24 protein-coding genes and 1 pseudogene are annotated in these 26428 nt (G+C 62.9%); 14 read left to right on the plus strand and 11 right to left on the minus strand.

The window, feature by feature from the left end; genetic code table 11:
* Nucleotides 1-9: 9 nt before the first annotated feature.
* From NKI69_RS28380 to NKI69_RS28390, 3 genes are read right to left on the minus strand one after another with little or no spacing between them, the layout of a single operon-like run.
* Complete coding sequence (locus tag NKI69_RS28380; RefSeq protein WP_352440793.1) at nt 10-999, minus strand: ABC transporter permease; 990 nt, start codon at nt 997-999, stop codon at nt 10-12.
* Nucleotides 996-2588 carry a sugar ABC transporter ATP-binding protein gene (locus NKI69_RS28385; RefSeq protein WP_352440669.1) on the minus strand — a complete coding sequence of 531 codons (1593 nt, stop codon included), beginning with the start codon at nt 2586-2588 and terminating at the stop codon, nt 996-998. The genes NKI69_RS28380 and NKI69_RS28385 overlap by 4 nt, the downstream gene beginning before the upstream one ends.
* Before the next feature lie 11 nt (nt 2589-2599).
* Entirely contained in the window at nt 2600-3301 is a 702-nt protein-coding gene (locus NKI69_RS28390; protein ID WP_352440670.1) for a GntR family transcriptional regulator, read from the minus strand.
* 177 nt (nt 3302-3478) lie between these two features.
* Here NKI69_RS28390 and NKI69_RS28395 point away from each other — a divergent pair, with 177 nt between their 5' ends.
* Genes NKI69_RS28395 through NKI69_RS28405 form a run of 3 tightly spaced genes read left to right on the plus strand, consistent with a single transcriptional unit; the run spans nt 3479 to nt 7037 of the window.
* Nucleotides 3479-4705, plus strand: a complete 1227-nt coding sequence (locus NKI69_RS28395; protein WP_352440671.1) for an iron-containing alcohol dehydrogenase — start codon at nt 3479-3481, stop codon at nt 4703-4705.
* Between the two features lie 15 nt (nt 4706-4720).
* Nucleotides 4721-6202 (plus strand): NAD-dependent succinate-semialdehyde dehydrogenase, encoded by a 1482-nt coding sequence (locus NKI69_RS28400; protein WP_352722988.1) that lies wholly within the window; start codon nt 4721-4723, stop codon nt 6200-6202.
* A 10-nt stretch (nt 6203-6212) separates the two neighbouring features.
* On the plus strand, nt 6213-7037 hold the full coding sequence (locus NKI69_RS28405) for an alpha/beta hydrolase (RefSeq protein WP_352440672.1): 825 nt from the start codon (nt 6213-6215) through the stop codon (nt 7035-7037).
* A 403-nt stretch (nt 7038-7440) separates the two neighbouring features.
* Here the strand turns inward: NKI69_RS28405 and NKI69_RS28410 are convergent.
* Nucleotides 7441-8935, minus strand: a pseudogene (locus NKI69_RS28410) (aldehyde dehydrogenase family protein).
* 320 nt (nt 8936-9255) lie between these two features.
* Between NKI69_RS28410 and NKI69_RS28415 the strand changes: the two are divergent.
* Nucleotides 9256-9390, plus strand: coding sequence for a hypothetical protein (locus NKI69_RS28415; RefSeq protein ID WP_281040467.1), 135 nt, complete (start codon nt 9256-9258; stop codon nt 9388-9390).
* Here the strand turns inward: NKI69_RS28415 and NKI69_RS28420 are convergent.
* Nucleotides 9387-10292 carry a LysR family transcriptional regulator gene (locus NKI69_RS28420; protein ID WP_127294331.1) on the minus strand — a complete coding sequence of 302 codons (906 nt, stop codon included), beginning with the start codon at nt 10290-10292 and terminating at the stop codon, nt 9387-9389. The genes NKI69_RS28415 and NKI69_RS28420 overlap by 4 nt on opposite strands.
* Before the next feature lie 135 nt (nt 10293-10427).
* On the opposite strand from NKI69_RS28420, the gene NKI69_RS28425 reads away from it, so the two are divergent.
* The 10 genes from NKI69_RS28425 to NKI69_RS28470 all read left to right on the plus strand — a co-directional run bounded on the left by NKI69_RS28425 (nt 10428) and on the right by NKI69_RS28470 (nt 19633).
* Nucleotides 10428-11150, plus strand: a complete 723-nt coding sequence (locus NKI69_RS28425) for a LamB/YcsF family protein (RefSeq protein WP_127255327.1) — start codon at nt 10428-10430, stop codon at nt 11148-11150.
* Between the two features lie 66 nt (nt 11151-11216).
* Nucleotides 11217-11450, plus strand: coding sequence for an acetyl-CoA carboxylase (locus NKI69_RS28430; protein WP_013533152.1), 234 nt, complete (start codon nt 11217-11219; stop codon nt 11448-11450).
* Nucleotides 11450-12814, plus strand: a complete 1365-nt coding sequence (locus NKI69_RS28435; RefSeq protein ID WP_128302547.1) for an acetyl-CoA carboxylase biotin carboxylase subunit — start codon at nt 11450-11452, stop codon at nt 12812-12814. Before NKI69_RS28430 ends, NKI69_RS28435 begins: the two co-directional genes overlap by 1 nt.
* 9 nt (nt 12815-12823) lie before the next feature.
* Entirely contained in the window at nt 12824-13699 is an 876-nt protein-coding gene (locus NKI69_RS28440; RefSeq protein ID WP_128302548.1) for a 5-oxoprolinase subunit B family protein, read from the plus strand.
* The gene (locus tag NKI69_RS28445; protein ID WP_023808979.1) at nt 13689-14660 is read left to right on the plus strand and encodes a 5-oxoprolinase subunit C family protein; all 972 of its coding nucleotides are present in this window, start codon (nt 13689-13691) and stop codon (nt 14658-14660) included. Before NKI69_RS28440 ends, NKI69_RS28445 begins: the two co-directional genes overlap by 11 nt.
* A gap of 249 nt (nt 14661-14909) precedes the next feature.
* Nucleotides 14910-15662, plus strand: coding sequence for an ABC transporter ATP-binding protein (locus tag NKI69_RS28450; protein WP_023808980.1), 753 nt, complete (start codon nt 14910-14912; stop codon nt 15660-15662).
* On the plus strand, nt 15659-16393 hold the full coding sequence (locus NKI69_RS28455; protein ID WP_023808981.1) for an ABC transporter ATP-binding protein: 735 nt from the start codon (nt 15659-15661) through the stop codon (nt 16391-16393). The genes NKI69_RS28450 and NKI69_RS28455 overlap by 4 nt, the downstream gene beginning before the upstream one ends.
* A 1-nt stretch (nt 16394) precedes the next feature.
* The gene (locus tag NKI69_RS28460; protein ID WP_095483664.1) at nt 16395-17300 is read left to right on the plus strand and encodes a branched-chain amino acid ABC transporter permease; all 906 of its coding nucleotides are present in this window, start codon (nt 16395-16397) and stop codon (nt 17298-17300) included.
* A gap of 4 nt (nt 17301-17304) precedes the next feature.
* The gene (locus NKI69_RS28465) at nt 17305-18396 is read left to right on the plus strand and encodes a branched-chain amino acid ABC transporter permease (RefSeq protein WP_352628436.1); all 1092 of its coding nucleotides are present in this window, start codon (nt 17305-17307) and stop codon (nt 18394-18396) included.
* A 43-nt stretch (nt 18397-18439) separates the two neighbouring features.
* Complete coding sequence (locus NKI69_RS28470) at nt 18440-19633, plus strand: ABC transporter substrate-binding protein (RefSeq protein ID WP_023808984.1); 1194 nt, start codon at nt 18440-18442, stop codon at nt 19631-19633.
* Nucleotides 19634-19790: 157 nt separating this feature from the next.
* Here NKI69_RS28470 and NKI69_RS28475 read toward each other — a convergent pair whose 3' ends face one another.
* From NKI69_RS28475 to NKI69_RS28500, 6 genes are all read right to left on the minus strand, one after another.
* The gene (locus NKI69_RS28475; protein WP_023808985.1) at nt 19791-20459 is read right to left on the minus strand and encodes a nuclear transport factor 2 family protein; all 669 of its coding nucleotides are present in this window, start codon (nt 20457-20459) and stop codon (nt 19791-19793) included.
* The gene (locus NKI69_RS28480; RefSeq protein ID WP_023808986.1) at nt 20456-21838 is read right to left on the minus strand and encodes an aspartate aminotransferase family protein; all 1383 of its coding nucleotides are present in this window, start codon (nt 21836-21838) and stop codon (nt 20456-20458) included. Before NKI69_RS28480 ends, NKI69_RS28475 begins: the two co-directional genes overlap by 4 nt.
* A 94-nt stretch (nt 21839-21932) precedes the next feature.
* A complete protein-coding gene (locus NKI69_RS28485; protein ID WP_023808987.1) occupies nt 21933-22664 on the minus strand; it encodes a LamB/YcsF family protein in 732 nt (243 codons plus the stop codon).
* Between the two features lie 12 nt (nt 22665-22676).
* Nucleotides 22677-25025: a xanthine dehydrogenase family protein molybdopterin-binding subunit gene (locus NKI69_RS28490; protein ID WP_128302551.1), complete on the minus strand. Its 2349-nt coding sequence runs from the start codon at nt 25023-25025 to the stop codon at nt 22677-22679.
* Nucleotides 25018-25515: a (2Fe-2S)-binding protein gene (locus NKI69_RS28495; protein WP_023808989.1), complete on the minus strand. Its 498-nt coding sequence runs from the start codon at nt 25513-25515 to the stop codon at nt 25018-25020. Before NKI69_RS28495 ends, NKI69_RS28490 begins: the two co-directional genes overlap by 8 nt.
* The gene (locus NKI69_RS28500; protein ID WP_023808990.1) at nt 25512-26363 is read right to left on the minus strand and encodes an FAD binding domain-containing protein; all 852 of its coding nucleotides are present in this window, start codon (nt 26361-26363) and stop codon (nt 25512-25514) included. Before NKI69_RS28500 ends, NKI69_RS28495 begins: the two co-directional genes overlap by 4 nt.
* Nucleotides 26364-26428: the final 65 nt, after the last annotated feature.

The raw sequence follows: 26428 nt of genomic DNA on the forward strand, positions 1-26428 counted from the left end.
GACGCGGCGCTATTTCGAATTCGAAAACCGCTGGATGAGCATGGCGATGATGATGATGACGCCCTGAACAGCGGCAACGAGGTATTCCGAGACGAAGTCCGACAGCACCATGAGGTTGGCGATGAGCTCCAGGATGACGGCGCCGGCGACTGTTCCCCACACATGGCCCTTGCCGCCGCGCAGCGCGGTGCCGCCGATCACCACGGCTGTGATGACCTGCAGTTCCCAAAGCTGTCCGGTCGTCGGCGTTGCAGCGCCCAGGCGCGGCACGTAGCAGATCGCGGCAATGGCCACGCAGGCACCCTGGACGATATAGGCCACGGTCCGTGTCCTGATCACCGAGATGCCGGAATAACGGGCGACATCCTCATTGGCGCCGACCGCCGCGCATTTGCGGCCGTATTTCATCTTGTACAGGATGAAGGATGCGGCCGCGGCGACGGCGACGGATATGAGGATAGGAACCGGGATGCCGGCAACCGTGCCGAAATAGACAGGCCGGTAGGCCTCGCGCAGCGATCGGTCGATCGGTATCGTGCCGCCGTCGGTCAGATAGGTTATCAGCGCCCGGAAAATCCCCATCGTGCCCAGCGTGGCGATAAACGGTTCGATCCTGCCGACCGTGACGATGAGGCCGTTGGCAAGCCCGCACAGCAGGCCGACCAGGATCGCCACCGCCATGCCGGCGGGAATAGCCCAGATACCGGCATGCGGGGCCACCGTGTTCATGAACATGATGGTGATGCCGGTGATGAAGGCGGCCATCGAGCCGACGGAAAGATCGAGCCCGCCGGACGAGATCACAAATGTCGCGCCGACCGCGATAATGGCGATGAAGGCGCTGCGGGTGATGACGTTGGCGAGATTGGTGGCGGACAGGAAATCGGGGTTGATGAGGTAACCCACGACCAGGAGGGCCGCCAGCGCAAGGAAGGGCCCGATGTCGGTCCAACTGACATTGAGATCCAGGGGGCGACGCCTGGGTGCGGATTCGGTCATGACAGCCATTCTGTGCCTCCCTTGGCTTTTAGCCCTGGCTTGGGGCCACTGGTCGCCAGTACCGCCACGTTGCTTTCGGTCATTTCGGCGCCGCTGACCTCGCCGGTGATGCGGCCTTCGCGCATCACCAGGATGCGGTCGCAGATGCCGATCAGTTCCTGCATCTCCGAAGAGATGACGATGCAGGCCTTGCCCTTGGCCACAAGCTCCTGGATGAAGGCATAGATCTGCGCCTTGTTGGCGATGTCGATGCCACGCGTGGGCTCGTCGATAATGACCACCGAAGGATCGGTCAGCAGCACCTTCGCCAGCAGCAGCTTCTGCTGATTGCCCCCGGAAAGCTGGCCCGCCTTGGCGCCGAGGCTCTTCAGCCTGATGTCATATGTCTCCACGGCCTGTTCCAAGGCCTCCGCTTCGCGGCGCCGACCCATCGAGAGGCCGGGATGGAACAAACCGAGCGCCGACAGCGTCAGGTTAGGCGCCAGGCGCTCCTGCAGCAGCAGTCCCTTGCCCTTGCGATCCTCGGTCAGGTAACCGACGCCGGCGTCGATCGCCGCGCGCGGCGATTGGAAATGGATCGACTTGCCCTCAAGTTCGACCTTGGCGGCCGCCGGGCGCAGGCCGATAATGCCCTCGAAGAGTTCAGTTCGACCTGCGCCGACCATGCCGGCGAACCCGAGGATCTCGCCTTTGTGGACCGTGAACGACACGTCCTCCGCATAGCCGGGAACTGAGGCGTTCCTCACGCTCAGCATCGGTACATCCGAAGGCGCTGCGGTCCTTTCAGGATAGAGTGCGGCCAGTTCGCGACCGACCATCAACCGCGCCATATCCATCTGGCTCAGCGTCTTGCCGGGATAGGTGCCGACCATCTTGCCGTCGCGCAGAACGGTCACTTTGTCGGCGACCCGTTGCACCTCGTCCAACCGGTGGCTGATATACAGCACGGCGGTGCCGTGAGCCTTCAGTCGCAGGACGATCTCCAGAAGGCGCTCGACCTCGCCACCGGTCAGAACGGCGGTCGGCTCGTCGAAGATAACCAATTTATAGTCGTCAAGCAGAGCACGAGCGATCTGCACCATCTGCCGGTCTGCCAGCGAGACGTCTCGCACCAGTGCCCTTGGCGAGACCGCGCAGCCGATCTGCGCCAGTTTGTCGGCCGCCAGCCGGCGCATGGTGCGGTCATCCACGACAAGGCCACGCGAAAGCTCTCGCCCGAGAAACAGATTGTCGGTGACCGTGAGCCCCTCTGCGAGCAGGATCTCCTGATGGACCAAGGCGATACCGGCATCCTGTGCCTGGCTGGGCTTGGCAAATTTCACCGCGTGTCCGTTCATCGACAATGTGCCATGGCTTGGCTCGACATAGCCGGACAGCAGCCGCATCAACGTCGACTTGCCGGCACCGTTCTCGCCAATGATGGCGTGGACCTCACCGGGCAGGATGTCCAAAGTGACGTCCGACAACACCGTCACCGGGCCGTATTGCTTGGACAATTGCTGGGCGCGCAGCACCGGTTCGAGCGAACCATGCGCATTGCTGGACAACGTGCTCCCGCCCTCCCCGGCGATATTAGCGGCAATGGACATCCGTTCCGACCTCAATCGAATGCCGGGAGCAGGCGATCGCGCGAGTGCTCTATATGGATGCGCATCGCCTTTGCGGCGGCATCGGGATCGGCAGAGCCGAACGCGGCAAGAATCGCCTCATGTTCGTCAAGTGCCTCCTCGGTCACACGTGCATGAAACATCAGGCGGAAGATGTGGAAGTGCGTGTGCTGGTGGCCCAACGTCTCTCGGATGAGTTCGTTTTGAGAAAACTCCAAGATCTTGTCGTGGAAGATCGCATCCTGCCTGGCGAAGTTCGAATAGCGTACGCGATCATCCTTGCCGTCGCGGCGTGACATCACGCCGGCGGCTTCGAGCAACACATTGAACTTGGCCTCGTCCATCATTACGGCGGCCTTTGCGGCGCCATGCGGTTCGAGCAGCAGACGCATTTCGTACAATTCGTCGAAACGGCGCCGGGTGATCTGGGGTGCAGCACGATAACCGATCAAATGCGTCTTGAGGACGAGGCCTTCGCCTTCGAGCCGGCCAAGGGCTTCGCGGATCGGCGTGTGCGAGACGTTGAATTCCTTGACCAGGCTATCGACTGTAATACGTGAGCCTGGCGGGATTTTCAGCGCCATCAACTGCGCGAAGATGGCTTCATAGACATCTTCGACGAGACTGTTGGCGCGCTGGATGCGACCAACTCCAATGGTGGCGTCGCTTGGGTCGGGTAAGTTTGCGGTGTGCATATTTTGCCTCTTGACAGTCAGGACTGCTAACACGATGGTTCCGTCGATGCAATCCTATATCCTATACGATTTTAAAGCGGATATGTTTTAGGGGCGAGAGACACGCGCTTAGACCGTCCGATCCCAAGCCCAGTTCAATGCCTCCGTTTCCAGTCAGCCGCCGTCAAAGGACCGATCATGACCCTCTTCGCCGCCCTGCGGTTGCCGCGTGAAATCCTGTTCGGGAAAGGGCAGCGCCATGTGCTGCCGACGGTCGCCGCCCGGTTCGGCCAACGTGCGCTGGTCTGCACCGATGAGCGTTTCGCGGGCACAACGGTATTCGTCGACATCATCAAGTCCCTTCAATCAGCCTCGATCGAAGTCCTTGTGCATGACCGCGTTCTGCCCGACGTGCCACGCGACACGGTCGGCATCTGTGTCGAGGAAGCGAAGGGGTTCAGACCGGACATGGTGATCGGCATCGGCGGCGGCAGCTGTCTCGATTTCGCCAAATGCACCACGCTGCTTCTCAGCCATGGCGGCAAGCTCCAGGACTATTACGGGGAGTTCAAGGTGCCGGGTCCGACGCTGCCGCTGATCGCCGTACCCACCACGGCCGGCACCGGCTCCGAGGTGACGCCGGTCGCGGTGATTTCCGACCCGGACCGGACGCTCAAGGTCGGCATATCGAGCCCTCACCTTATCGCCGCAGTCGCCCTGTGCGACCCCGAACTGACAATGACCTGCCCCCCTGGCCTGACCGCGATCGCCGGCGCTGACGCTTTGACCCATGCGATCGAGGCCTTCACCGCCATGCGGCGCGGTGAAGACCCCAATCTGCCGCAACAGCATGTCTTCATCGGCAAGACTGACCTGACCGACCATTTCGCGTTGCTCGCGATAAAACTGCTTGGCCGGAGTCTGGAGAAAGCCTGCAGCGACGGCGCCGATGCCGACGCGCGTGCCGATGTCATGATGGGCGCTCTGGCAGCGGGCTGCGCATTCGGCACTGCCGGCACGGCGGCGGCGCATGCCGTGCAATATCCGGCAGGCGCCCTCACCCACACCGCCCATGGTTTGGGCGTGGCGACAATGATGCCTTACGTAATGACCTATAACAGCCGCGTCGCCGCTGACGAGATGGCAGAGATCGGCGCGGCACTTGGCTTGGAGACGAAGGCGAGAACCACCGCCCAGATGGCAGCCGCCACAATCGAGGAGATCAGGCGATTGTTCGCGGCGATCGGCATTACGCCAACACTGGCGGATCTAGGCCTCCCTGCCGATAAGCTTGACTGGACCGCCGAGCAAGCGCTCGGCATCGACCGCCTGATCAAGAACAATCCGCGTGCCTTCGATCTCGGCACGATGCGACGCCTCGTTCAGGCTGCCCATGACGGCGACCTCGCCGCCTGCGTTATGTGAAAACGGAACAAAGCGATGAATTTGAACGCTCAGCAGCTCGACCAGGATGGCTATGACGTGCGCGGTTTTTCACACGGACTCTACATCGACGGTACTTGGCGACCGTCCTCCGACGGTCGGCTCATCGATGTTGTCGATCCCTCCTCCGGGGCGGTGATCGCGGCGGTTCCCGATGCGACAGTCGAGGACGCCACCGCCGCCGTCGAGGCCGCGGCCAAAGCAGCTAAGGGATGGCGGGAGACGGCGCCGCGCAAACGCTCGGAAATCCTTCGGCGCTGTTTTGAGCTCATGGTCGAACGCTCCGAAACGCTTGCCATGCTGATTTCCCTGGAGAATGGCAAGGCGCTGCGCGACGCGCGCGGCGAGGTAGCCTATGCAGCCGAGTTCTTCCGTTGGAATGCTGAGGAAGCGGTCCGCATCACCGGCGAGTTCGGCACCGCGCCCTCCGGCAGCAATCGCATCGTGGTCGATTATGAGCCGATCGGAATTTGCGTGCTGATCACCCCGTGGAATTTTCCGGCCGCTATGGCGACCCGCAAGATCGCGCCGGCGCTGGCGGCAGGCTGCACTGTCGTCCTGAAGCCGGCAAGTGAAACACCGCTGACGGCCTATGCGCTGGCGGCACTCTACAGCGAAGCCGGCGTGCCTGCCGGTGTCGTCAACGTGCTGACCACGACCAGTCCCGGGCCGCTGACTTCGGCCATGCTCGCCGATCCGCGCGTCAGGAAGCTGTCCTTCACGGGGTCGACGGGCGTGGGCCGAACCTTGCTCGGCGAGGCTTCAAAGCATGTCATTTCCTGTTCGATGGAACTCGGCGGCAATGCCCCGTTTGTCGTCTTCGACGATGCCGATCTCGACGCCGCCCTCGACGGCGCGATGATCGCCAAGATGCGCAACGCCGGCGAAGCCTGCACCGCCGCCAATCGCCTCTACGTGCAATCAGGAATCCATGATGCTTTTGCCGACGGGCTCCGCAAGCGCATGGCGGCACTTAAGGTGGGGGCGGGTCCGAATGCCGACACCGAATGCGGGCCGATGATCACCAGAAAGGCTGTCGACAAGATCGACCGCCTGGTCAAGGACGCCGTGGGCCGGGGAGCCAAGGTGCTTTGCGGCGGGGCGATTTCGGAGGAAGAAGGATTCTTCTATCCGCCCACAGTGCTGTCCGATGTGCCGCCCGATGCGGAGATGGCGCACGAGGAGATTTTCGGCCCGGTGGCACCCATCACACGCTTCGACACCGAGGCCGAGGCGATCGCACATGCTAACAACACGGAATATGGTCTGGCCGCTTATATATACACACGCGATATTGGACGCGGCATGCGGGTGGCGTCGGGGATCGAGGCCGGCATGATCGGTCTCAACCGGGGACTGATGTCGGATCCGGCCGCACCATTCGGAGGCGTCAAGCAGAGTGGCCTTGGCCGCGAAGGCGGCCAGCACCACGGCATCGCCGAGTTCATGGAGGCTAAATATATTGCCGTCACCTTCTGAACCGGCAGTCATGTCAAAAGACCCTTTCCGCACCCGCGACCATGTGGCCGATTTTGACTATATCGTGGCCGACATAGTGACTCGCAGCGCGGAAACCCGGGCGAACCTGCCGATGTCGGCTGATATCGCCTATGGCGAGGGCGAGGCCGAAAGGTTGGACCTGTTCTTTCCGCCCGGCGAGCGCAGGGATCTTCCCGTGCACATCTTCATCCATGGTGGCTACTGGCGCATGTTCTCCAGAAGCGACTATTCTTATGTAGCGAACACAGTCACCAAAGCTGGGGCGATCGCGGTCATCGTCGACTATGCGCTGATGCCTGAAGTCAGGATGGCGGCAATCGTCGACCAGATCCGGCGTGCCAAACAATGGGTGCTGGACAATATAGCCGCCCATGGCGGTGACCCTGCCCGGCTAAGCGTAAGTGGTCATTCGGCGGGCGCGCACCTGGCCACATTCCTGTTCGAAAAGACGCCAATGCCATCGCGCATACGTGCGGCGCTGCTGCTAGGCGGCCTTTACGACCTCAAGCCCCTTCAGACGTCCTTCCTCCAGCCGCTAATCGGAATCACCGATGAGGAGGCAACTGCCTTCACCCCGATGACGCGGTGGCATGACCCGGAGACGGCAGCGACCATTCTCGTCGGAGATCAGGAAACGTCACCTTTTCACCAGCAGGCCGCCGACTTCGGAAAGCGCTTACGCGCGCAGGGGCACCTTGTCTGCGACCTCCGCCTGAATGACCGAAACCACATGAACAGCGTGCGTGATCTGGGCATCAGCGGCACACAATCTGGCGATTGCCTGATGGCGATGATCGAGGGAAACGGCCTATAGGACGGAAGCTGGGGAAAGTAGAGCCGCTTGACTGCCGGGCCAGACACTCCCGTCACTCAAGAAAGTACCGTCACGGGATCGCGGCAGCTACCGGCATCGGGCTGAGCTTTGCGGCAGGTGAAATCCGGCAGAGGACACAACCGACGATTCCTCATCGTCTTTCTCCACACTGCATGCGAGTGGTGCCGATCGACCATCGCGACGCCCACCGCTCCGTCGGCATCATCACCGCGGGGCTATGTGCACCAGTCCTTCTCCGAACAGCTGATGAACCTCATCCGCACCAATTTGCGAACTGGCAAACTGAGCATCGCGCCTTCGGACAGGCACCTTGCACGAGCGCCGAGAATGGTGCGGGACGCCGTCATTCGCAGGCCGGCCTCACCTGAATATCAGCGCACGCTCAGTCGGTCTGGATCCAGATCGACTTGGTCTCCAGATATTCATGCAGATGTTCGATGCCGCCCTCGCGGCCGTAGCCGGACATCTTCATGCCGCCGAACGGCACCGCCGGGTCGATGGCGTGGTACATGTTGACCCACACCGAGCCGGCCTTGATGCGGCGGGCGAGCTTGTGGGCGGTGCCCAGATGGGGTGAAAATGCCGGCGGCCAGGCCGTAGGGCGTCGCATTGGCCCGCGCAACGGCTTCGTCGAGCGTGTCGAACGGCATCGCCGAAATCACCGGACCGAAGATTTCTTCACGCGCGATGGTCATCTTGTCCGACACCGCGCCGAAGACAGTCGGCGCGATGAAATTGCCGCCGTCGTAGATCTCGCCGGTCAGTCGCGAGCCGCCCGCTATCAGTTCCGCGCCTTCGTCGCGGCCGGCCTTGATATAGCCCACCACCTTGCCGGCCTGCCTGGCATTGATGAGCGGGCCGATTTCGGTTTCCGCCTCGATGCCATGGCCGATGCGAAGCCTGCCGGCAAACTCGGCTACCCGGCGCACGAATTCGTCATGGATCTCGCGCGCCACGAACAGCCGCGATCCGGCGATGCAGATCTGGCCCGAATGCACGAACACCGCCATCGCGGCGACAGGAACCGCCTTGTCGATGTCGGCATCACGGCAGACGATGATCGGCGATTTGCCGCCGAGTTCCAGGGAAACGCGCTTGAGGTTGATCACGCCCGCCCGCGCGATGGCCTGGCCGGTCAGCGTCGAGCCGGTGAAGACGATCTTGTTGACGTCGGGATGTTTAGCGAGCCACGCACCGGCCTCCGCCCCGGTGCCGGTGACGACGTTGACGACGCCGTCGGGAACGCCGGCTTCCTGCATCAGCCTGGCGATCAGCAACGGCGTCAACGAGGCATCCTCCGAGGGCTTCAGCACGATGGTGCAGCCGGTGGCGAGCGCCGGCGCGATCTTCCAGATCGAAGCGGCGGTCGGAGCGTTCCAGGGGATGATCGCGCCGACAACGCCCACCGGCTCGCGCCTTGTGAAGCTGACGATCTCGCCAGGGATCGAATTGTCTATGGATTCGCCATGCAGCGCGGTCGCCATGCCCGCATAGAAGCGCAGCATGCCGATGACGCGCCGCCGGTTGGCGAGCGTGCGCGTGATCGGCAGTCCCATGTCGAGAGTGTCCGAAACGCTGAGCTCTTCCCAATGGGTCTCGAAGAGATCGGCGATGCGCAGAAGCACGCACTGCCGCTCATAGGGCGAAAATTTTGACCATGGCCCTTCGAAAGCCGTGCGCGCAGCGGCCACCGCCGCATCGACGTCGGCCGCCGAGCCACGCGGCACGGTGGCCAGCACTTCGCCAGTCGCCGGGTTGAGCGCCTGCATCTCCTGGCCGGACCGTGCCGGAACCCACTTGCCGCCGACGAACATCGGCCGGAATTCGCCGTGGTAGAGCGCCGTGGCCTTCGCCCGCGGGTCGAAATTCAGCGTCATCCCTTCCTCCTCACAATTCCGTGGCGACTATGCCTCCCACGCCGGTCGACCTCAAACAAAGAAAGCTAAAAGGGCGTTCAGATAATCGGACTGTGCAATGTACGCGACTTCCCCGATGGTGCCGGCAATGGAGGAGCAGATATGAGACTTGCTGGCAAGGTCGCCATCGGCGGCAGACCTGGCCCGCTCGGCCTTTGGCGGTCTCGACATACTGGTCAACAATGCCGGCGTGGCCCAGCCGCCCTGGCGCTCGAGACGATGGACGAAGAGATGTCCGACCGGATCGCCAACGGCGGCGTCTCGCCTCGCCCGAATTTGACTTGGTGCAATGCTTCAAGGGCTGGGCGATTGCCGCCACCCGGGCCATGGCCGTGGAACTCGCACCGTTCGGCATCCGCGTCGTCGCCACCATTCCAAGCCTGTGCCATAGCGCCTGCCTGACGGCAGGCGGTTAGCCGCCGCCGCCCATGGTCACGGACATGAAGGCCCGGAAGGCCGCCGCTGCCGGTTCGATTGATCTGTCACGCGACCAGGCCAGGCCGACATCCATAGTGGGGATGGGCTCGACAAGCCCGCGCACTTCGATGCGCTGCCCCTCCAAGGACCAGGGGCGGTAAACCATGTCGGACAGGACAGTGACCCCCATGCCGGCAGCCACGAGCGACCGCACGGCCTCGACCGAACTGGTGGTAAGGACGGCGCGGAGCGAAAGCCCCGCGGCATCCCAGTAACGGGCGGCCGTCGTACGTGCCTCGTCAACCGTCAGCATGACATAATCTTCCGCCGCCACATCGGTGAGGCTGATTTCCTGTCGCGCGAGCAGGTGATGATCAGCCGAAAGCCAGAGCCGGCGGTTGGACCGCATCAAGACCTCCTGCGCCAACTCCTTGGTGTGCTCCAGGTTCGACACCAGCATCACGGCCATGTCGATGTCCCCGCACATCAACCCGCTTTCGAGAGCGTCTCGGGGCAGTTCCAGCACCTCGACCTCGATCTCGGGATAGGTCTTTCGAAACCGGGCGTAGTGGCGCGACATGTAGTAGCCGACGACCGTGTAGGTCATGCCCAGCCGCAGCTTGCCCGCCAGGCCTTTCCTATCGCGCAACGGGCTTCGGACGGCGGCAGCGACGGCCCCGGTGATAACCCGCGCATGTTCAAGAAACCGCGCGCCCTCCATCGTCAATCTTACGCCAGCGTGGTTACGCTCCAAAAGCCGTACGCCCAGGTCAGCCTCAAGCGTCTTTATCGCCGCAGTGACCGCCGATTGCGAGATGTTGAGTTCCACCGCAGCATGACTGACCTGTCCGCTCTCGGCGGTCGCGATAAAATAATCAAGCTGTTTCAAGGTGATGGTCATGGTGCGCTCCGGCCCAGAACCATTATCTGTTTTTTTGATATGACAATCAATAAACTACTATTTCACAAACGCCTTCGCATGCGCAAAAAATGCTGCAACGCCGCAAAGACGGCAGCTTCGAGGGGTAACAATGCGATGGCGGTGACGCTAAACTGCGACATGGGCGAAAGCTTTGGCCTCTACAAGGTTGGCGATGATATGGGCATGATGCCCATCATCGACGTTGCCAATGTCGCCTGTGGTTTCCACGCTTCTGATCCGGATCACATGCACGCCGCCGTCCGCAGCGCCAAGGCGAGTGGCGTCAAGATCGGCGCCCATCCAGGCTTGCCCGACATTCAGGGTTTCGGCCGGCGCGAGATGCGGATGACCCGCGAAGAAGTCAGGAACACCATCATTTACCAGGTGGGAGCGCTTGCCGGCTTCCTCAAGGCCGAAGGTGTGGAACTCCACCACATCAAGCCGCATGGCAGCCTTTACTTCATGGCCATGCAGCAGGAGGCAATCGCCCATGGCGTGTGTGACGCCGCAGAGGTTTTCGGCGTACCCCTCTTCGGCATGACGGGCACCCTGCATGAGAAGATTTATCAAGAGCGCGGTATCCCATTCGTCGCCGAGTTCTATGCCGATCTCGACTACGATGCCTCCGGCAAGCTGATCTTGACACGCGTTCATGACGCCAAGGACCCCGCAGAGATGGCCGAGCGGTGCGTACGCGCCATCAGGGAGGGCGAGGGCACGGCAGAGGACGGCAGTTTCTTCCCCGTACGCTGCGAAACCATCTGCGTGCATTCCGATACGCCGAACGCCATCGAAATAGCCAGAGCCGTGCGCACCGCAATCGCCCCCTGGCACTGAACTCGACCGAACCCGCCCGCGCGGGCGGTTCCAAATTAGTCTGTCCGCAGTTTTCCGGAGCTTTTTATGGCCCAGATTCTTTCGCCTCTTCCCGGCACCTTCTATCGGAGCGCTTCGCCAGACCAGCCGCCCTACAAGGCGGATGGGGACGCGGTTTCCGCCGGAGACGTAATCGGTCTCATCGAAGTGATGAAGTCGTTCCACGAAGTGAGGGCCGAGACGGCCGGTACGAACATCCGCTTCATTGCCGACAATGAAGACCCCATCATGGCCGGCGCACCTATTGCGGATCTCGACTGATGCTGAAAAAGCTTCTGGTTGCCAACCGGGGCGAGATAGCGGTCAGGATCATCCGGGCCGCGCAAGATTTGGGGATCACCACCGTGGCGGTGTATTCGGCCGCAGACGCCGAGTCGCTCCACGTCCAGCTTGCGGACGAAGCGGTCAACATCGGCCCACCAGCAGCAAAGAAGTCCTATCTCAATGTCGAAGCAATTCTGAAGGCTGCCCGCGACACCGGTTGCGACAGCGTTCATCCAGGCTATGGGTTCCTTGCCGAGAATGCCGCGTTTTCCGACGCGGTCACAGGCGCTGGATTGGTCTTCGTCGGCCCGTCAGGAGATGCGATCCGGATGATGGGAGACAAGGTCTCGGCGCGATCCGCCGCCGCCGCTGCAGGTGTCCCTGTGGTGCCTGGCTCGGCTGGCCGGGTCGAGGGCCTCAAGGCTGGCCACGAGGTGCTGACCGCAACCGGTTTTCCGGTGATGATCAAGGCGGCGGCAGGCGGCGGTGGGCGGGGCATCCGCATCGCCAACTCGCTCGCCGAGTTCGAACAAGCCTTTCCTCAAGCCAAAGCAGAAGCCCTCGCCGCCTTTGGCGACGGTGGCCTCTACATGGAAAAGGTGATCGGCAAGGCCCGCCATATCGAGGTGCAGGTGCTGGCAGACGGAAGCGATGCCATCCACTGCTACGAGCGGGAGTGCTCACTGCAGCGGCGACGCCAGAAGGTTTGGGAGGAGGCGCCGTCGCGCGCACTTTCAGACAGGCTGCGCGAGGAGCTCTGCGCTTCGGCGGTCGCTTTGGCCAAGGCGGTCAAATACTCTGGTGCCGGCACGGTAGAGTATCTTTATGACGATGAAGCAGATCGCTTTTACTTCATCGAGATGAACACCCGTATCCAGGTCGAGCACCCGGTCACCGAAGCGATCACCGGCATCGACCTCGTTGCGGAGATGCTTCGCATCGCCGGCGGCGAGAAGCTGCGGATCCGGCAAGGCGATGTCTCCGTCAAGGGGCATGCGATCGAAGTCCGGCTCAATGCCGAAGACCCGGCGAAGGAGTTCGCTCCATTCCCGGGGCAAGTGGCCGAGCTTCGCATTCCCGGCGGTCCGGGCGTACGCTTCGATTCGATGCTCTACCAAGGCTATCAGGTGCCGCCCTTTTATGACTCGCTGCTTGCCAAGCTGATCGTGCATGCAGAGACGCGCGAGGCGGCGATAGTGCGCCTGATCCGCGCGCTCAACGAGTTGAAGATCGGCGGGCTCAAGACCACCAAGCCGCTGTTTCTTGCGCTGGCCGCCGATCCGGCGGTGCGGGCGGGAGACGTGCATACCCGCTGGCTGGAAGGCTGGCTCATCGAAAACGCCGCAGCTTTGGCGGGTTAAGGAGGACCGATGTCGATACGATTCAACTTCGGCGGTGACGAACATATCTTCGGCGAGGTGTCCGAGGAAATGTCGCTCACCTCCTTCTTTACCGGCCTTTCGATGACGAACGCGGTGCGTACGGCAGGCATCCGAGGTGTCACCGAGATCTGCCCTGCCAACGCCAGCTTCCAGATTCGCTTCAACCCCGACATCGTCAAGCCGCAGGATTTGCTCAGCGAACTGAAGTCGATGGAAGAGGCGGCCTCGAAGGCGGACCCGGTGCTGAAGACCCGGATCATCGAACTGCCGGTTTATTTCCAGGATCCATGGACGCGTGAAACCTGCTTGCGCTTCCGCGAGCGCCATCAGGACCCCTCCTCCACCGATCTTGAATATTCGGCCCGCATCAACGGCTACGCCACGGTGGAAGAATTTATCGAGGCCTATTCCGGCCAGCCCTGGTTCGTATCGATGGTCGGCTTCGTCGCCGGACTGCCCTTCCTGTACCAGATGGTTGAGCGCAAGAAACAGATTCAGGCGCCGAAATACTTGCGTCCACGCACCGACACTCCCAAGCTCACCATTGGCCATGGCGGCTGCTTCGCAGCGATCTATTCAGTACGCGGCGCTGGCGGCTACCAGATGTATGGCATAACCCCGGCCCCGATCTACGACCCGACCAGGAAGGTGCGCTACCTCTCCGATGACATGTGCCTGTTCAAGCCAGGCGACATCGTCAAGTTCAAGGCCATTGGCCGCGATGACTACGACGCCACGCTGGAGGAAATTGAAGCCAATCGGTGGCAGCCGACGGTTCGCGAGTGCACCTTCAGCCTGAAGGACTTCAACAGCGATATTTACGGCACCAATGCAAAGCTGATGGAGCTTATCAATGGCCGTTAAGGTAATCTCTCCCGGCCTCTCCACTTCCGTGCAGGACCTTGGTCGACCAGGCCACTATCATGTCGGCATTCCCGAAGGCGGCGGCATGGACCGCTTTGCCACACGCATCGCAAACCTGCTTGTCGGCAACAATCCGGGTGCCGCGGTGCTCGAAGCCACCTTCATGGGCCCCGAACTCGAATTCACCCAATCCGCGGTCGTCGCCGTCACGGGTGGAGAGCTCCCACCCAAACTCAATGGCGAGGAACGGCCTACTTGGGAAAGTTTTCCGGTGAAGGCCGGTGACCGGCTTTCCTTCGGCTTCCTCAAGGGCGGCGCGCGCGCTTATCTGGCCGTCTCCGGCGGCATCGACGTACCCGTGGTTCTCGGTTCGCGCTCGACTTACATTCTGGGCGCACTCGGCGGCCATCAGGGCCGCACGCTGAAGGCGGGTGATGAGCTTCCCCTCGGCGAAGGTTCCGGCAAAGCCGGTCTTTCACTGCCTGCAAATCTGCGCCGCGCGGGCAATAGTCCGGCGGAACTCAGAATGCTTCCCGGCATGTACTGGCATCGGATCACCGAGGCTGCCGGCAATCGGTTCTTTGAGGAAACCTGGAAGGTCGCGCCCGAAGCCGACCGCATCGGCTATCGCTTCCGGGGCGGGACGCCACTGGAGTTCGTCGAGCGCGAGCAGCCTTTCGGTGCGGGCTCCGACCCCTCGAACATCGTCGATGCCTGCTATCCCTACGGATCCGTCCAGGTGCCGAGTGGCACGGAGCCGATCGTTCTTCACCGGGACGCGGTTTCGGGTGGCGGGTACATGATGCTGGGCGTGGTGATATCGGCCGACATGGACCTTATCGCCCAACTCCAGCCGCACACCCCGGCGCGCTTCGTTCCGGTGACGCTGGAAGACGCGCTTGCTGCGCGAACCGAACAGCGCGCCGCGCTGGCGCGTGCTGAAGGACATCTGGCCGGCTGACGTCAGCCGGAAAAATGCCGGCGGAGGAGCCGGTGGCGAGGAGATCGGCCGGCCAAAACCGACCGTGCGTGGCGGAAGACAAAATCCGGTGCGCGAAACGACAAGACGACGCCGGGCAACGGCGTGAATTTGGCATCCGAGCAGTCCGCTAGAGACCGCCGGAACCGACAGGGGAAGACATTTGCAACGTGACTGGCCGCAAGGCCGGATGCTTCGCGCCTTTCCGTCGGTAGAAAGAAGGAAAGGGTCATGAGTCATCTGAGCGCGGAGAACGTCTCGGTATCGTTTGCGGGGCTGAAGGCCCTGTCATCGGTAGACCTCCAAATTACGCCCGGCCGCATTAGTGGCCTCATCGGCCCGAATGGCGCTGGCAAGACCACGCTCGTCAACGTGCTGACCGGCTTCCAGGCACCGACGGAAGGCACCATCAAGCTCGACGGCGCAGCACTCACGGGTCTCAAGCCGCATCAGGTCCGGCGGCGCGGCATCGCCCGCACCTTCCAGGGTGGGCGGCTCTTCCGCGACTTGCCTGTGCTGGACAATTTGGAGGTAACCGGCGTTGGCCTGGGAATGAGCCGGCGCGCTGCCATCGCCGAAGCGGAAGCGATGCTCGACTGGATAGGCATCGGTGCGCTGAGCACCCGCATCGCCGGAACGTTGCCATATACGGACGAGCGCCGCGTCGCCATTGGCCGCGCCCTGATGGGACGGCCCGCATACATCCTGCTCGACGAGCCCGCGGCTGGCATGAGCGCACTGGAGGCGCGGGAGCTTTCGGCCCTGATAAGACACATCGCCGCCGATCTCGGCTGTGGTGTCCTGCTCATCGAGCACAATGTCGGGCTGGTGCTCGGCCTCTGCCAGCATATCGTCGTGCTCGATTCCGGAGCGATCATCGAGGAAGGCCCGCCTGCCGCGATCCGCGACAGCGAGAAGGTGCGCCACGCCTATATGGGCACTGCCGCGAACACCGACCTGCCTGTGCTGGAGGCGATGGAATGAGCCTGCTCGCCCTTTCCGATATCACTATTCGCTATAGCCGTCTCACGGCGGTCCGAAATGTCTCCTTCTCCATGGCCGAGGGAGAAATCCTGTTCATCACCGGCCCGAACGGAGCCGGGAAGTCTTCGCTGCTGCGCGCGATCGCCGGTGTTACGCCGGTGGCGGGCGGCCGGATCGACCTTGCAGGTCATGAGATCACCGGCCAGGCGCCGGAAAACATCGCCCGGCTCGGATTCTCCATGGTGCCGGAGGGGCGCGATGTCTTCGGCTCGCTGACGACCGAAGAGAACCTCCTGGTCGGAACCGGCATGCACGCCCGCGAACGCGGCTGGCGCAGCCGAGCGGCCGACGAACTCGAAGCCGTCTACGCAACCTTCCCGATGCTGAAAGAGAGGCGGCACGGGCAGGCGGGATTGCTGTCCGGCGGGCAGCAGCAAATGCTGGTCATCGGACGCGCGCTGATGACCAATCCGCGGCTTGTAGCCATTGACGAGCCTTCGCTGGGCCTCGCCCCCAACATCAACGACCAGGTCTACGAGCGGCTGATCGCGCTGCGTGCGCAGCGCCAGCTCACGCTCCTGATCGTTGAGCAGAGCTCGGCCCGAGCGATGATGGTGGGCGGGAGGATGATCCTGATGCGTGGCGGACAGATCGTGCTCGATGGCGACGCGCGGACGCTCGGCAACGGCGAGGCGATCCAGGCTGCCTATTTCGGCTACGAGGACAATTGAGATGCTTCAGATCCTGTTCGACGCACTCTCGCTTGGCTCGCTGTACGCGCTCGGAGCGCTCGGCATCGCCCTCATCTTCGGCGTCATGCGGCTGGTGAACTTCGCGCATGGCGACGTCATCGCCTTCTGCGTCTTCGCGCTGCTCTGGCCGTCTACGGACGCAATGGCCATCGTCTTCGCCGGCCAATTGCCGTGGTACCTTCTGGTTCCCTTCGTCCTCCTCTGCGGGGCCGGGCTGTCGGTGCTGTGCGAAATCGTCGTCTTCAGGCGGTTCCGCCAGGCAAATCCGGCAACCATGATGATCGCCTCCTTCGCGCTCGGTTTCGTAATTCGCTACTTCCTGCTCATGCTGTTCTCCAGTCGGCCGAAATCGATTTCGCTGCTGCCCGAACTGTCCCAGCCGGTGGAGATCCTCGGTGCCCGGCTTCCCCTCCTCCAACTCATAACGATCGTGACTACGATGGTCATCCTGATCGGCCTGACATTGTTCCTGCGTCAAACTCGCTTCGGCCTGGAGATGCGGGCGGCGGCCGAGAACTTCTCGATGGCCCGCATGCTGGGTGTGCGTGCGAACCGGGTCATCATGGGTGCGTTCGCCCTCTCCGGCGCGTTGGCCGCCGCCATTGCGCTGATCTTTGGCGCCCAGACAGGCACGCTGGACATCCAGATGGGCGCCTCGATCATGTTGATGGCCTTCATCGCCACCGTCATTGGCGGCCTCGGCAGCCTCGGGGGAGCCGTGCTCGCCGGCTTCCTGCTGGGTGCCGCCTCGGTGATCATGCAGGTCATGCTGCCCATCGACGCCCGGCCATTCCGCGATGCCTTTGTCTATGGAGCGGTCATCCTCGTCCTCCTCTTCCGCCCGCAAGGGCTTATTGCCGCGCGCGGCACCAAGGAAAGGGTCTGATTTCATGGCTGTCGCCGCCTCCCTAGCCAACTCTACCGCTCCCGGTGCCGCGGCTGCCAAGCAAAAGCCCGCCCGCTTCGCACTTGCCCGCCGCACAATCCTGACGCCGGTCCTGCTTTCTCTGCTGCTGCTGGCCATCGCGCTGATCACGGTGATGACCGGATCGCGACCCTTCAACCAGACGGTGATCGACGTGTTCGTCCGTGTCATCCTCGTCGTGGGCCTATACATCTTTATCGGAAATTCAGGCGTTCTCAGCTTCGGGCATATCGGCTTCACCTGCCTTGGCGCCTATGCGGCCGCATGGCTCACCATCAATCCGATGATGAAACGCGGTTCGCTGCCGGGACTGCCCGAATGGCTGCTGGCGACCCGATTGCCTTACTGGCAATCGGCCGTGCTGGCGGCATTGTTCGCCGCCCTCGCCGCTCTCATCTTCGGGCGGGTGCTGATGCGATTATCGGGCATCGCAGCATCGATCGCGACCTTCGCGATGCTCGCCATGATCAACACAATTTATTCCAACTGGGAGAGCGTGACCGGAGCGACCTCGTCGGTCGTCGGCATTCCGATCGTGCGCGTGATCTGGCCGTATCTCATCGGCGCCGTGGTCGCAATCTTCATCGCCTGGGCGCACGCGATCTCCCGGTCTGGCCTAGCCCTTCGTGCTGCCCGCGACGAGCCCACCGCCGCCGCGGCTTCCGGTATCGACATTCCCAGGGAAAGACTGGTGGCGTTCGTCGTATCAGGCGCGGTGATGGGGCTGGGCGGTGCGCTGATGGCTCATTCCATCGGCGTGGTCACACCCGATACATTCTATCTCGGTCTCACCTTCATCACCCTTTCCATGCTCGTCGTCGGCGGCATGGGCAGCCTGTCGGGTGGTGTGGTGGGTGTCGTCCTGCTGTCCGCCCTCATCCAGGCGCTGCGTTGGCTGGAGGCAGGCGTATCGCTCGGCGAGTCCACGTTCGCCCTCCCGAAAGGGGTTCAGGAAATAGCCCTCGGCGTCATCATGATCGTGATCCTCGCGCTTCGCCCATCCGGACTCATGGGCAACCGCGAACTCACCTTACCTCGCAGCAGTCGCAACAAGTGACCGGCGGCACAAGCCCGACCGGAAAACAAAAAAGGAGACGTGCATGGCATACAAAATGAGAATTGTCGCAACCGCTCTGGCCTCGATGTCCATCGCATACCCGGCCCTGGCCGATGACAAGACTATCGTCATCGGCTTCGCCACTGCGGAGTCGGGCTTCATGGAAGCCTATGACAAGCCTGCCCAGGAGGCGGCTTTGATCCGCATCGACGAGATCAATGCGGCTGGCGGTCTGCTTGGAAAGCAGATCAAGGTCGTCAAGGCCGACACCAAGTCCGACCGGGCCGAAGGCGCCAAGGCTGGCCTCTCCGTGCTCGACCAGGGTGCGGATCTCGTGGTCGTGTCCTGCGACTACGACTTCGGATCGCCGGCTGCGCTCGCGGCCGAGGACGCAGGCCGTATCTCCTTCTTCCTGTGCGCGGAATCGGTCAAGGCCGGCATCCAGGGTGTCGGCCCGCACAGCTTCTCCGCGTCGGTGCTGGCGGCCGTGCAGGGAGCGACCATGGCCGAGTGGGCATTCAAGGAAAAGGGCGCAAAGGACTTCTACCGTCTGCTCGATACCTGGACGGCCTACAACAAGGGCATCTGCGACGGCTTCGACTGGATGATGCCGAAGCTCGAAGCCCAGGGCGCGAAGCTTGTCGGTGAAGACACCTTCAAGAACGAGGATGCCTCCATCGCCGCGCAGATCACCCGCATCAAGTCTCTGCCGAAGGAGCCGGATGCGATCATGCTTTGCACGATGATGCCGGGCGCCGTCTCGGCCATCAAGCAGCTTCGCGCCGCGGGTATCAATTCCATGATCCTGAATGGATCGGGCGTCGACGGTAGCTATTGGCTCTCGGCTGTGCCCGATCTGACGAACTTCTACGTCCCCGTTCAGGGATCGATCTATGGCGACGATCCCAATCCGGCCGTGCTGAAGTTCAATGCCACCTACAAGCAGAAGACAGGCGCCGATCCCTCGAGCCAGTATGTCTTTCCGGGTTACGTCATGGTCGACGTCTGGGCCAAGGCGGTGGAGCGTGCAGGCACGGCCGATGCCGACGCGGTCGTCGCGGAACTGGAAAAGATGAAGAATGAGCCGACACTGTTCGGGCCTCGTACCTTCACGCCGGAACTGCATCACCAGAACCAGACGCGGTACCTGATCGTCGAGACCAAGGCCGGCAAGCCGGGTGTTGTAGGCAACTGGACGATTTCCGAGCCGGTACCGATGGAAGCCTTGCTCAAGTAGGAGAAGATGGGCCGGGTAAGCCCGGCCCTTCATATGCGGAAGGCCCTGTTCCTTTGGGATGACCGGGCCTTTCGTCTTTTGAGGATATTGCCTTTGAGCAAAAACCGAGGGCGGCCCGTTTGGACCGCCCTTGTCGCCCGATGAATCCAGATTTTCGCTACCCTCGCGCTTTGCGGTAGGAATCCTTGAGCGCTATGAGCTCCCCCGAGAAAGCGAAGATATCGCAGCCGTCGACTTCGATTTGCTGCCCCGCTGCCGTGGTGCCGACGAAGCGCCATGATGAAAGCCCGGTGTCGCCCGTCACGATGTGCCGTCCCCTGATCCACGCGGCTTTCGGGAAGGCATCGAACAGCGCTGCATAGGCGACGCGCACTGCGTCACGCCCCACATGCTTGCGCCCTTCGGCATCGGGGCCGGCCGAGCCGTGGAAAGCGCAATTCTCAACCATGCAGTCCATCAGCGCGCCCACGTCGCGAGCGTTCCAGGCCGCGAGGAACCGGTCGAGCACGGCGAGCCGCCTGGCTGCGAGATCGCCAGCCTCAACGACCTCGACCTCGAGAAAGGCGAGCGGCGCATCGCCGGCATTGATGACATTGTGGGCCACACCCGTCCGCCGCGAGTAGGGCACCCCTTGAGTGAGAGCGGCTTGCGACTGCGCGCCGTCGGGGCCTTCGAGACCGAGCTTGCCGTCCGTAAGCGGCACGATGACGTAGTCATGGCCATGGATGTGCCAGCCGGTCTCGGCCCCGGTGGCAAAGCGCCATTCGGTGACCCGAAAGCGTTCGTCGTCGATATGGACGACCGGTTCGGCTTTCATGCGGGTCATTCAAGCCCCTCCTTGGCAACCGCACCGGTCAGGCGCTCAAGCGTCCGGCCCATGCGCGCCATGATTTCCTTCACATCGTCTTCTGTCGAGATCATCGGCGGACAGAGCGCGAGCTGGTCGCCGATGGCGCGGAAGATGAGGCCTTCCTCGTGGCCGATTCCCGCTGCGATACTCCCTGCGCGCCCAACCTTGCCGAAGGGGCGTTTCGTCGCCTTGTCTGCCACCAGCTCCACGGCGCCGATAAGACCGGTGCCCCGCGCTTCGCCGACAAGCGGGTGATCGGCGAACGAGCGGATGCCGGCCTGGAACGACGTCTCAAGGCGGGCCGCGTTTCCGATCAAGTCCCGCTCCTCGAAGATGGCGAGGTTTTCGAGACCCACCGCCGTCGCGACCGGATGACCCGACGCCGTGAAGCCGTGGCCGAAATTGCCGATCGTTGCGGTGTTGTCGGCGATCGCCTGATAGATCGCATCGGAGAAAATGACGGCGGCAAGCGGCATATAAGACGACGTGATTTGCTTGGAGACCGTCATGATATCAGGCGTGAAGCCGTATTTCTGAGCGCCGAAAGGCGTACCAAGCCGCCCGAAACCACAGATCACCTCGTCTGCTATCAGGATGATATCATTTGCCCGGCAGATTTTCTCCACGCCTTCCCAGTACCCGACCGGCGGCGGCAGAACGCCGCCGGCTGCCATGAGCGGCTCTCCTATAAAGGCTGCAATGGTGTCAGCCCCTTCTTCCGCGATCGCCGCTTCCAGCTCGGCGAGCAGACGCGCCGTGAAGGCGGCTTCGTCTTCGCCTTCCATGCCGAAGCGATAGAAGTGCGGGCAGGTCAAATGGCGAACGGGAATCGCCGGCAGATCGAAGTCGCGATGGTTGACCGGCAGGCCCGTCAGGCTGCCGGAGGCGACGGTGATGCCGTGATAGCCCTTGGTCCGTGCCAGGAATTTCTTCTTTTTTGGCCGGCCCAGCGCGTTGTTCATGAACCACATCATCTTGACGATGGTGTCGTTGGCTTCCGAGCCCGACGACGTGAAGAAGACACGCGTCAGGTTTTCCGGCGTCATCTCCACGAGTTTCTCAGCGAGCCGGATGGATGGCTCATGCGCCTTGGAGGAGAAGGTGTGGTAGTAGGGCAGCTTCAGCATTTGCTGGTAGGCAGCGTCGGCCAACCGCTTTTCCGAAAAGCCGACGCCCACCGACCACAGCCCGGCGAGCCCTTCGATGTATTCCTTGCCGCGTTCGTCATACACACGGATGCCGTCACCGCGGCTGATGATCAGCGGCCCGGTTTCCTCGTGCTGACGCAGGTTTGTGTAGGGGTGCATGGAGGTGGCGATGTCGGCGGCGGCGAGAGAGTTGGAAAGCGCATCCATGGAAGTCCTCAGCGGCTTGGGGAAATGGTTCGGGCGGTGAGTGCAAGATAGTCCTCGATCCCATGCGTGTAGCTTTCACGATTCGGGAAATGAATCATGGCAGGCTGTTGGAATGGGTGTCGATGATCCGCCGCATCAGCGCGGCGACGTCGCGCGCATTCGGAGGATCGGAGTGGATGCAGACGGTGTCGAAGTCGACCGGGCGGATCGTACCGTCTGTCGTGACGAGTTCGCGTCGGGTAAGCGCCCCCACCATGCGGTGCTCGGCAAGCGTCAGGTCGATGGCCGACTGGACGCGCGGAATGATCAGGCTGCCGCCGGGAGCGTAGGCAAGATCGGGAAAGAACTCGCCCACGAAGGCGACGCCGAGTTCGGCTGCCGCCGTCTCGTGACAGGTTCCCGCCAGGCCGAAGAGAGGGACGCCGAACGGCTTGACCGCCGCGGCAATCGCCCGGGCAGTGTCCACGTCGTGCGCGGCCATGCCGTAGATGATGCCATGCGGCTTGACATGGCTGAGCTGCCCGCCCTCGGCGGCCAGCATTCCTGTCAGCGCACCGATTTGGTAGAGGAAGGCGGCTGTCAGTTCCTCGGGCTGAAGTTTCATCTCGCGCCGGCCGAACCCCTCGCGATCGGGAAGGGACGGATGCGCGCCAACCTGCTTTCCGTGCGAAAGCGCGAGCCGCACGGTCTTCAGCATCGTCCATGGATCGGAGGCGTGGAAGCCGCATGCGATGTTGGCGCAATCGATGTGGGGCATGATGCCGGCATCGTCGCCGAAACGCCAGTTGCCGTAACTTTCCCCCATGTCGCAGTTCAGGGTGACCATGGTTTGCTTGCCTCAGCCCAGAGTGTTCGACGCCCAGCCGTGGGCGATGTGGGGGAATTCCGGCGGCGGTTCGCGCTCGTGCAGCAGTCGAAGCACGCGCGGCGGCGTCAGTGGCAGCTGCCGCACCGGCTTGCCGATAGCGCGTGCCACAGCGCAGCCGATCGCCGCGCCCACGGCCAGGATCGGGACCTCGCCCGCGCCCTTGGTGCCTAGAGGCCCCATCGACGGAGCGCCCTCGTAGAGGTCGGCGGCGACCGGAACCACGTCCTGCGCCAGCGGCAGGCGATAGGTCTCGAAATCGTCCTGCGCGATACGTCCGTCAGCGGTGATCGTCACCTCCTCATGCAGGGCGTAGCCGAGACCCTGCACGACACCACCCTGTATCTGGCCCATGACCGCGCGCGGGTTGAGTGCGCGGCCGACATCCTGCACCACGCGATAGGCCAGCACCTCGACATGACCGGTGTCCGGATCAACCGCCACCTCGGCCTCGTGGACAACGAAGACGGGGATGTCGAGCGCATCGATGAAGTGCCCCATCGCGCAGCCGGACATTGCCGGAGTGTTCCTGGCGGTAAAGGCTCCGCTTCCGGTGACCGGGCCGGTGGTTGCCTGCGCATGGGCGACGACAGCGGGGATCGATATGCCGGAGCCGGGACGTCCCGCGATCTCGACACGACCATCCCGCAGCACCAAGTCTTCCGGTCGGGTCTGGAGCATCTCGCCGGCGGTCCGCAGCAGCTTTTCCCGCACTTCCGCGCAGGCAGCCACACTTGCCGCGCCGATGGACACGGTGGTTCGTCCGCCGCCAACGCCGACATCGAGACCGGCGGCATCGGTGTCGGCTTCGCGCACGATCACCTGGTCGGGAGCGAGGCCGAGTTGCCCGGCCACGATTTGCGGCAGGGATTGCACCATCGTGCCAGATCCGATCTCCACACCCGACGTGACCAGTGTTGCACTGCCGTCGGCGTTCAAATTCACCGTCGCCGCCGAAGGCCCGACGAAAACGAACCATGTGCCGACCGTGGTTGCAATACCATAGAGCCTGCCGTCGGCCTCGGCCTCTGATGTACCGGTACTGGCGCGCAGTGTCTCCATGCGATCGAGCATCGGACCCAGCACGTCGGCCTCGAAAACCTGGCCCGTGGCACCGAGATCACCATCTCCCAGGACATTTTTCTTCCGGAACTCCATCGGGTCGAAGCCTAGCGCATCACAGATTTCGTCGGTGTGTCGCTCCAAAGCGAATGTGTTGTAGACGCCGTTGCAAGCCCGGAAAGCACCGTTGGGTGGTGTGTTGGTGTATACGGCGCGGCTGACGAGCCGCGTTGCGCCAACCCTGTAATTGCCGCCCAGCGTGTGCGCCGTCATCGTCGTCAGAAAAACCTGTTCGCCTCCATACGCACCGCAGTCCATCAGCACGACCGCCTCGCGCCCGGCGATGTATCCTTCGGCAGTGACAGCGGACCGGATGCGGATTTCCGCATTCTCGCGGCAGAGGCAGGTTGCCATCTCTTCCTGCCGGGTATTTTCCAGGACCACCGTGCGCCCGGTCATCCGCGCCAGAACTGCAGTGATAGGCTCGATGGATGCATCGAATTTCAGGCCGAACCCGCCGCCGACAGGGGGTACAGTGACCCGCACACGCCCGGGCGGAAGCTGCATGACCCTTCCGGTGACGTTGCGCACGGTCCAAGGCACCTGCGTCGAGGTCTGTATGTGAGCACGGCCGTCCTCCCAGGAGCCGATGGCAACGCGCGGTTCGAAGGGCACATGGCTCTGCCGGCCGACGGTAAAGCTGCTCTCGACAATGCGTATGTCGGGACGGGCGAAGGCCGCATCGACGTCACCGCGGCTGGATTTTGCCTCCCATGCGATGTTGCCGGCACGTGCACCGCCCTCGGTGATCACCTCGTAGCCGCGCCAGCCCTCATGGACGAGACGGGCGCCGGGCTGGAGCGCGTCGGCCATGGTGAGCACCGGTGCCAGCGGCTCGACCTCGAGCATGATGGCGGCAAGTGCCGCCCGCGCCTGCTTCTCCGTCTCGGCGGCGACGACGGCGATTGGTTCACCGTGATAGCGGATCGTGTCGATGGCCAGGAGCGGATGGTCGGCAATGCCGATGCCGTAGAGCCCTGGCGCGTCGGCGCCGGTCGCCACCGCGCGCACACCAGGACAGCGAAGTGCCGCCGAAACGTCGAGCTTGCGGATACGCCCCGCGGGAACGGTCGACCGCAGCAGCACGGCATGCAGCATGTCGGGGCGAATCCGGTCGTTGGTGTATTTTGTCCGCCCGCGCAGCTTGTCCTGCGCATCGCGGCGGGGAAGATTCATCACCGTGGCGGACAGCTCAGACATGTATGCCTCCCACCAACTGGCCAGCCTTCCGCGCTTGGTCAAGGCAGTCGGCCACGGCGTCGACGATCCGCTCATATCCCGTGCAGCGGCAGATGTTGCCGGCCATCGCGGCCTTGATTTCGGGACGGCTCGCATGCGGATTGTCACGCACGAACGCCGAAAGGCTCATGACCATTCCTGGAAAACACATGCCGCATTGCACGGCATCGACCGCCTCGAAATTGGCCTGGAGCGGGTGCAGCGCCTGGCTTCCGAAACTCAATCCCTCGATGGTCGTCACCGCGCATCCCTGGACCAGTCCAACCGGCTTCAGGCAGGACGGCACCGCTTCGTCATCGACATGCACCGTGCACGCGCCGCAAAAGCCTTCGCGGCACACGGCTTTGGTCCCCGTCAGGAATCGTTCCTGCCGCAAGATGTCGACGAGCGGCGTCATCGGATCGCCATCAAAGCGGCAGTCCTCGCCATTCAGCTGGAATGTCACGGTCATGCCAGGCCCCCAGTCTTGAGAAGTGCGGCAACACCGCGTTTGACCAGCGGCGGAAGAACCTGGCGCCGGTACCAACCCTCCGCCTCCTTACCGCCGCGGCCCTGAAAATCATTGTGCTCCAGTGCAAGCTCGGCGGTGCGTTCCGGATCGAGCGCATAGGCCGGGCCTGCCCTCATGGCCTGTTCGAGCGCCGTCCAGCGCCGCGCTACCGGCTCCACCGAGCCGACGGCGATGCGACATCGTTTGTCTTTGTCTACCGCAAGCGAGACGATGGCGACCGGATAGTCGCCGGCTTTCCGAAGCGGCAGGCGGATATGAGCACTTGCGACAAGGTCGCGGCGCAGATGAATTCTCGTCACAATCGCTTCGGCCAGCAGCGCATGCCTGTCTTTGAGGAAATCTGAAATACCGAGAAGTTTTGGGCCTTCGAACGTCTCCAGTTCCACCGCCGCCTCACAGACGAGAAGCGCAGGGGCGAGATCGGCGGCGGCAAAGTCGAGGGCACAAAGGTTGCCGCCCACGGTGGCGACCTTTCGGATGCCGGGATTGGCCGCATTCTCCGCCGCGGCAACCAGACCTTCGAAGCCCACTGCCCCGTGCAACGCGCGGCCAAGGACTGCATGGGTAACGGCTGCGCCGATCACGACATGGTCCGGTTCGATTTCGACCTTGGACAAGGCGGGTATTCGGTGGAGTGCGACCACCGCCTCGGGAAGGTCGACCCCGCGCCGTGGATCACGCATCATCCAGGTGCCGCCGGCAAGCACCGCCGCGCCTTGCCGGCGTGCGGCCATTGCCTCTTCAAGTGTGCTGGCTGCGGTGAACGATCGTTCCACGCTTGGTGCCATCTGTCATACCCCTCGGAAGCAGCCAACTTTCGCGGCGCTGCAGCATTGTTGCTCCAGCTTTAGGC

This window comes from Mesorhizobium sp. M0491, from assembly GCF_040321265.1.
Classification (GTDB): Bacteria; Pseudomonadota; Alphaproteobacteria; order Rhizobiales; family Rhizobiaceae; genus Mesorhizobium.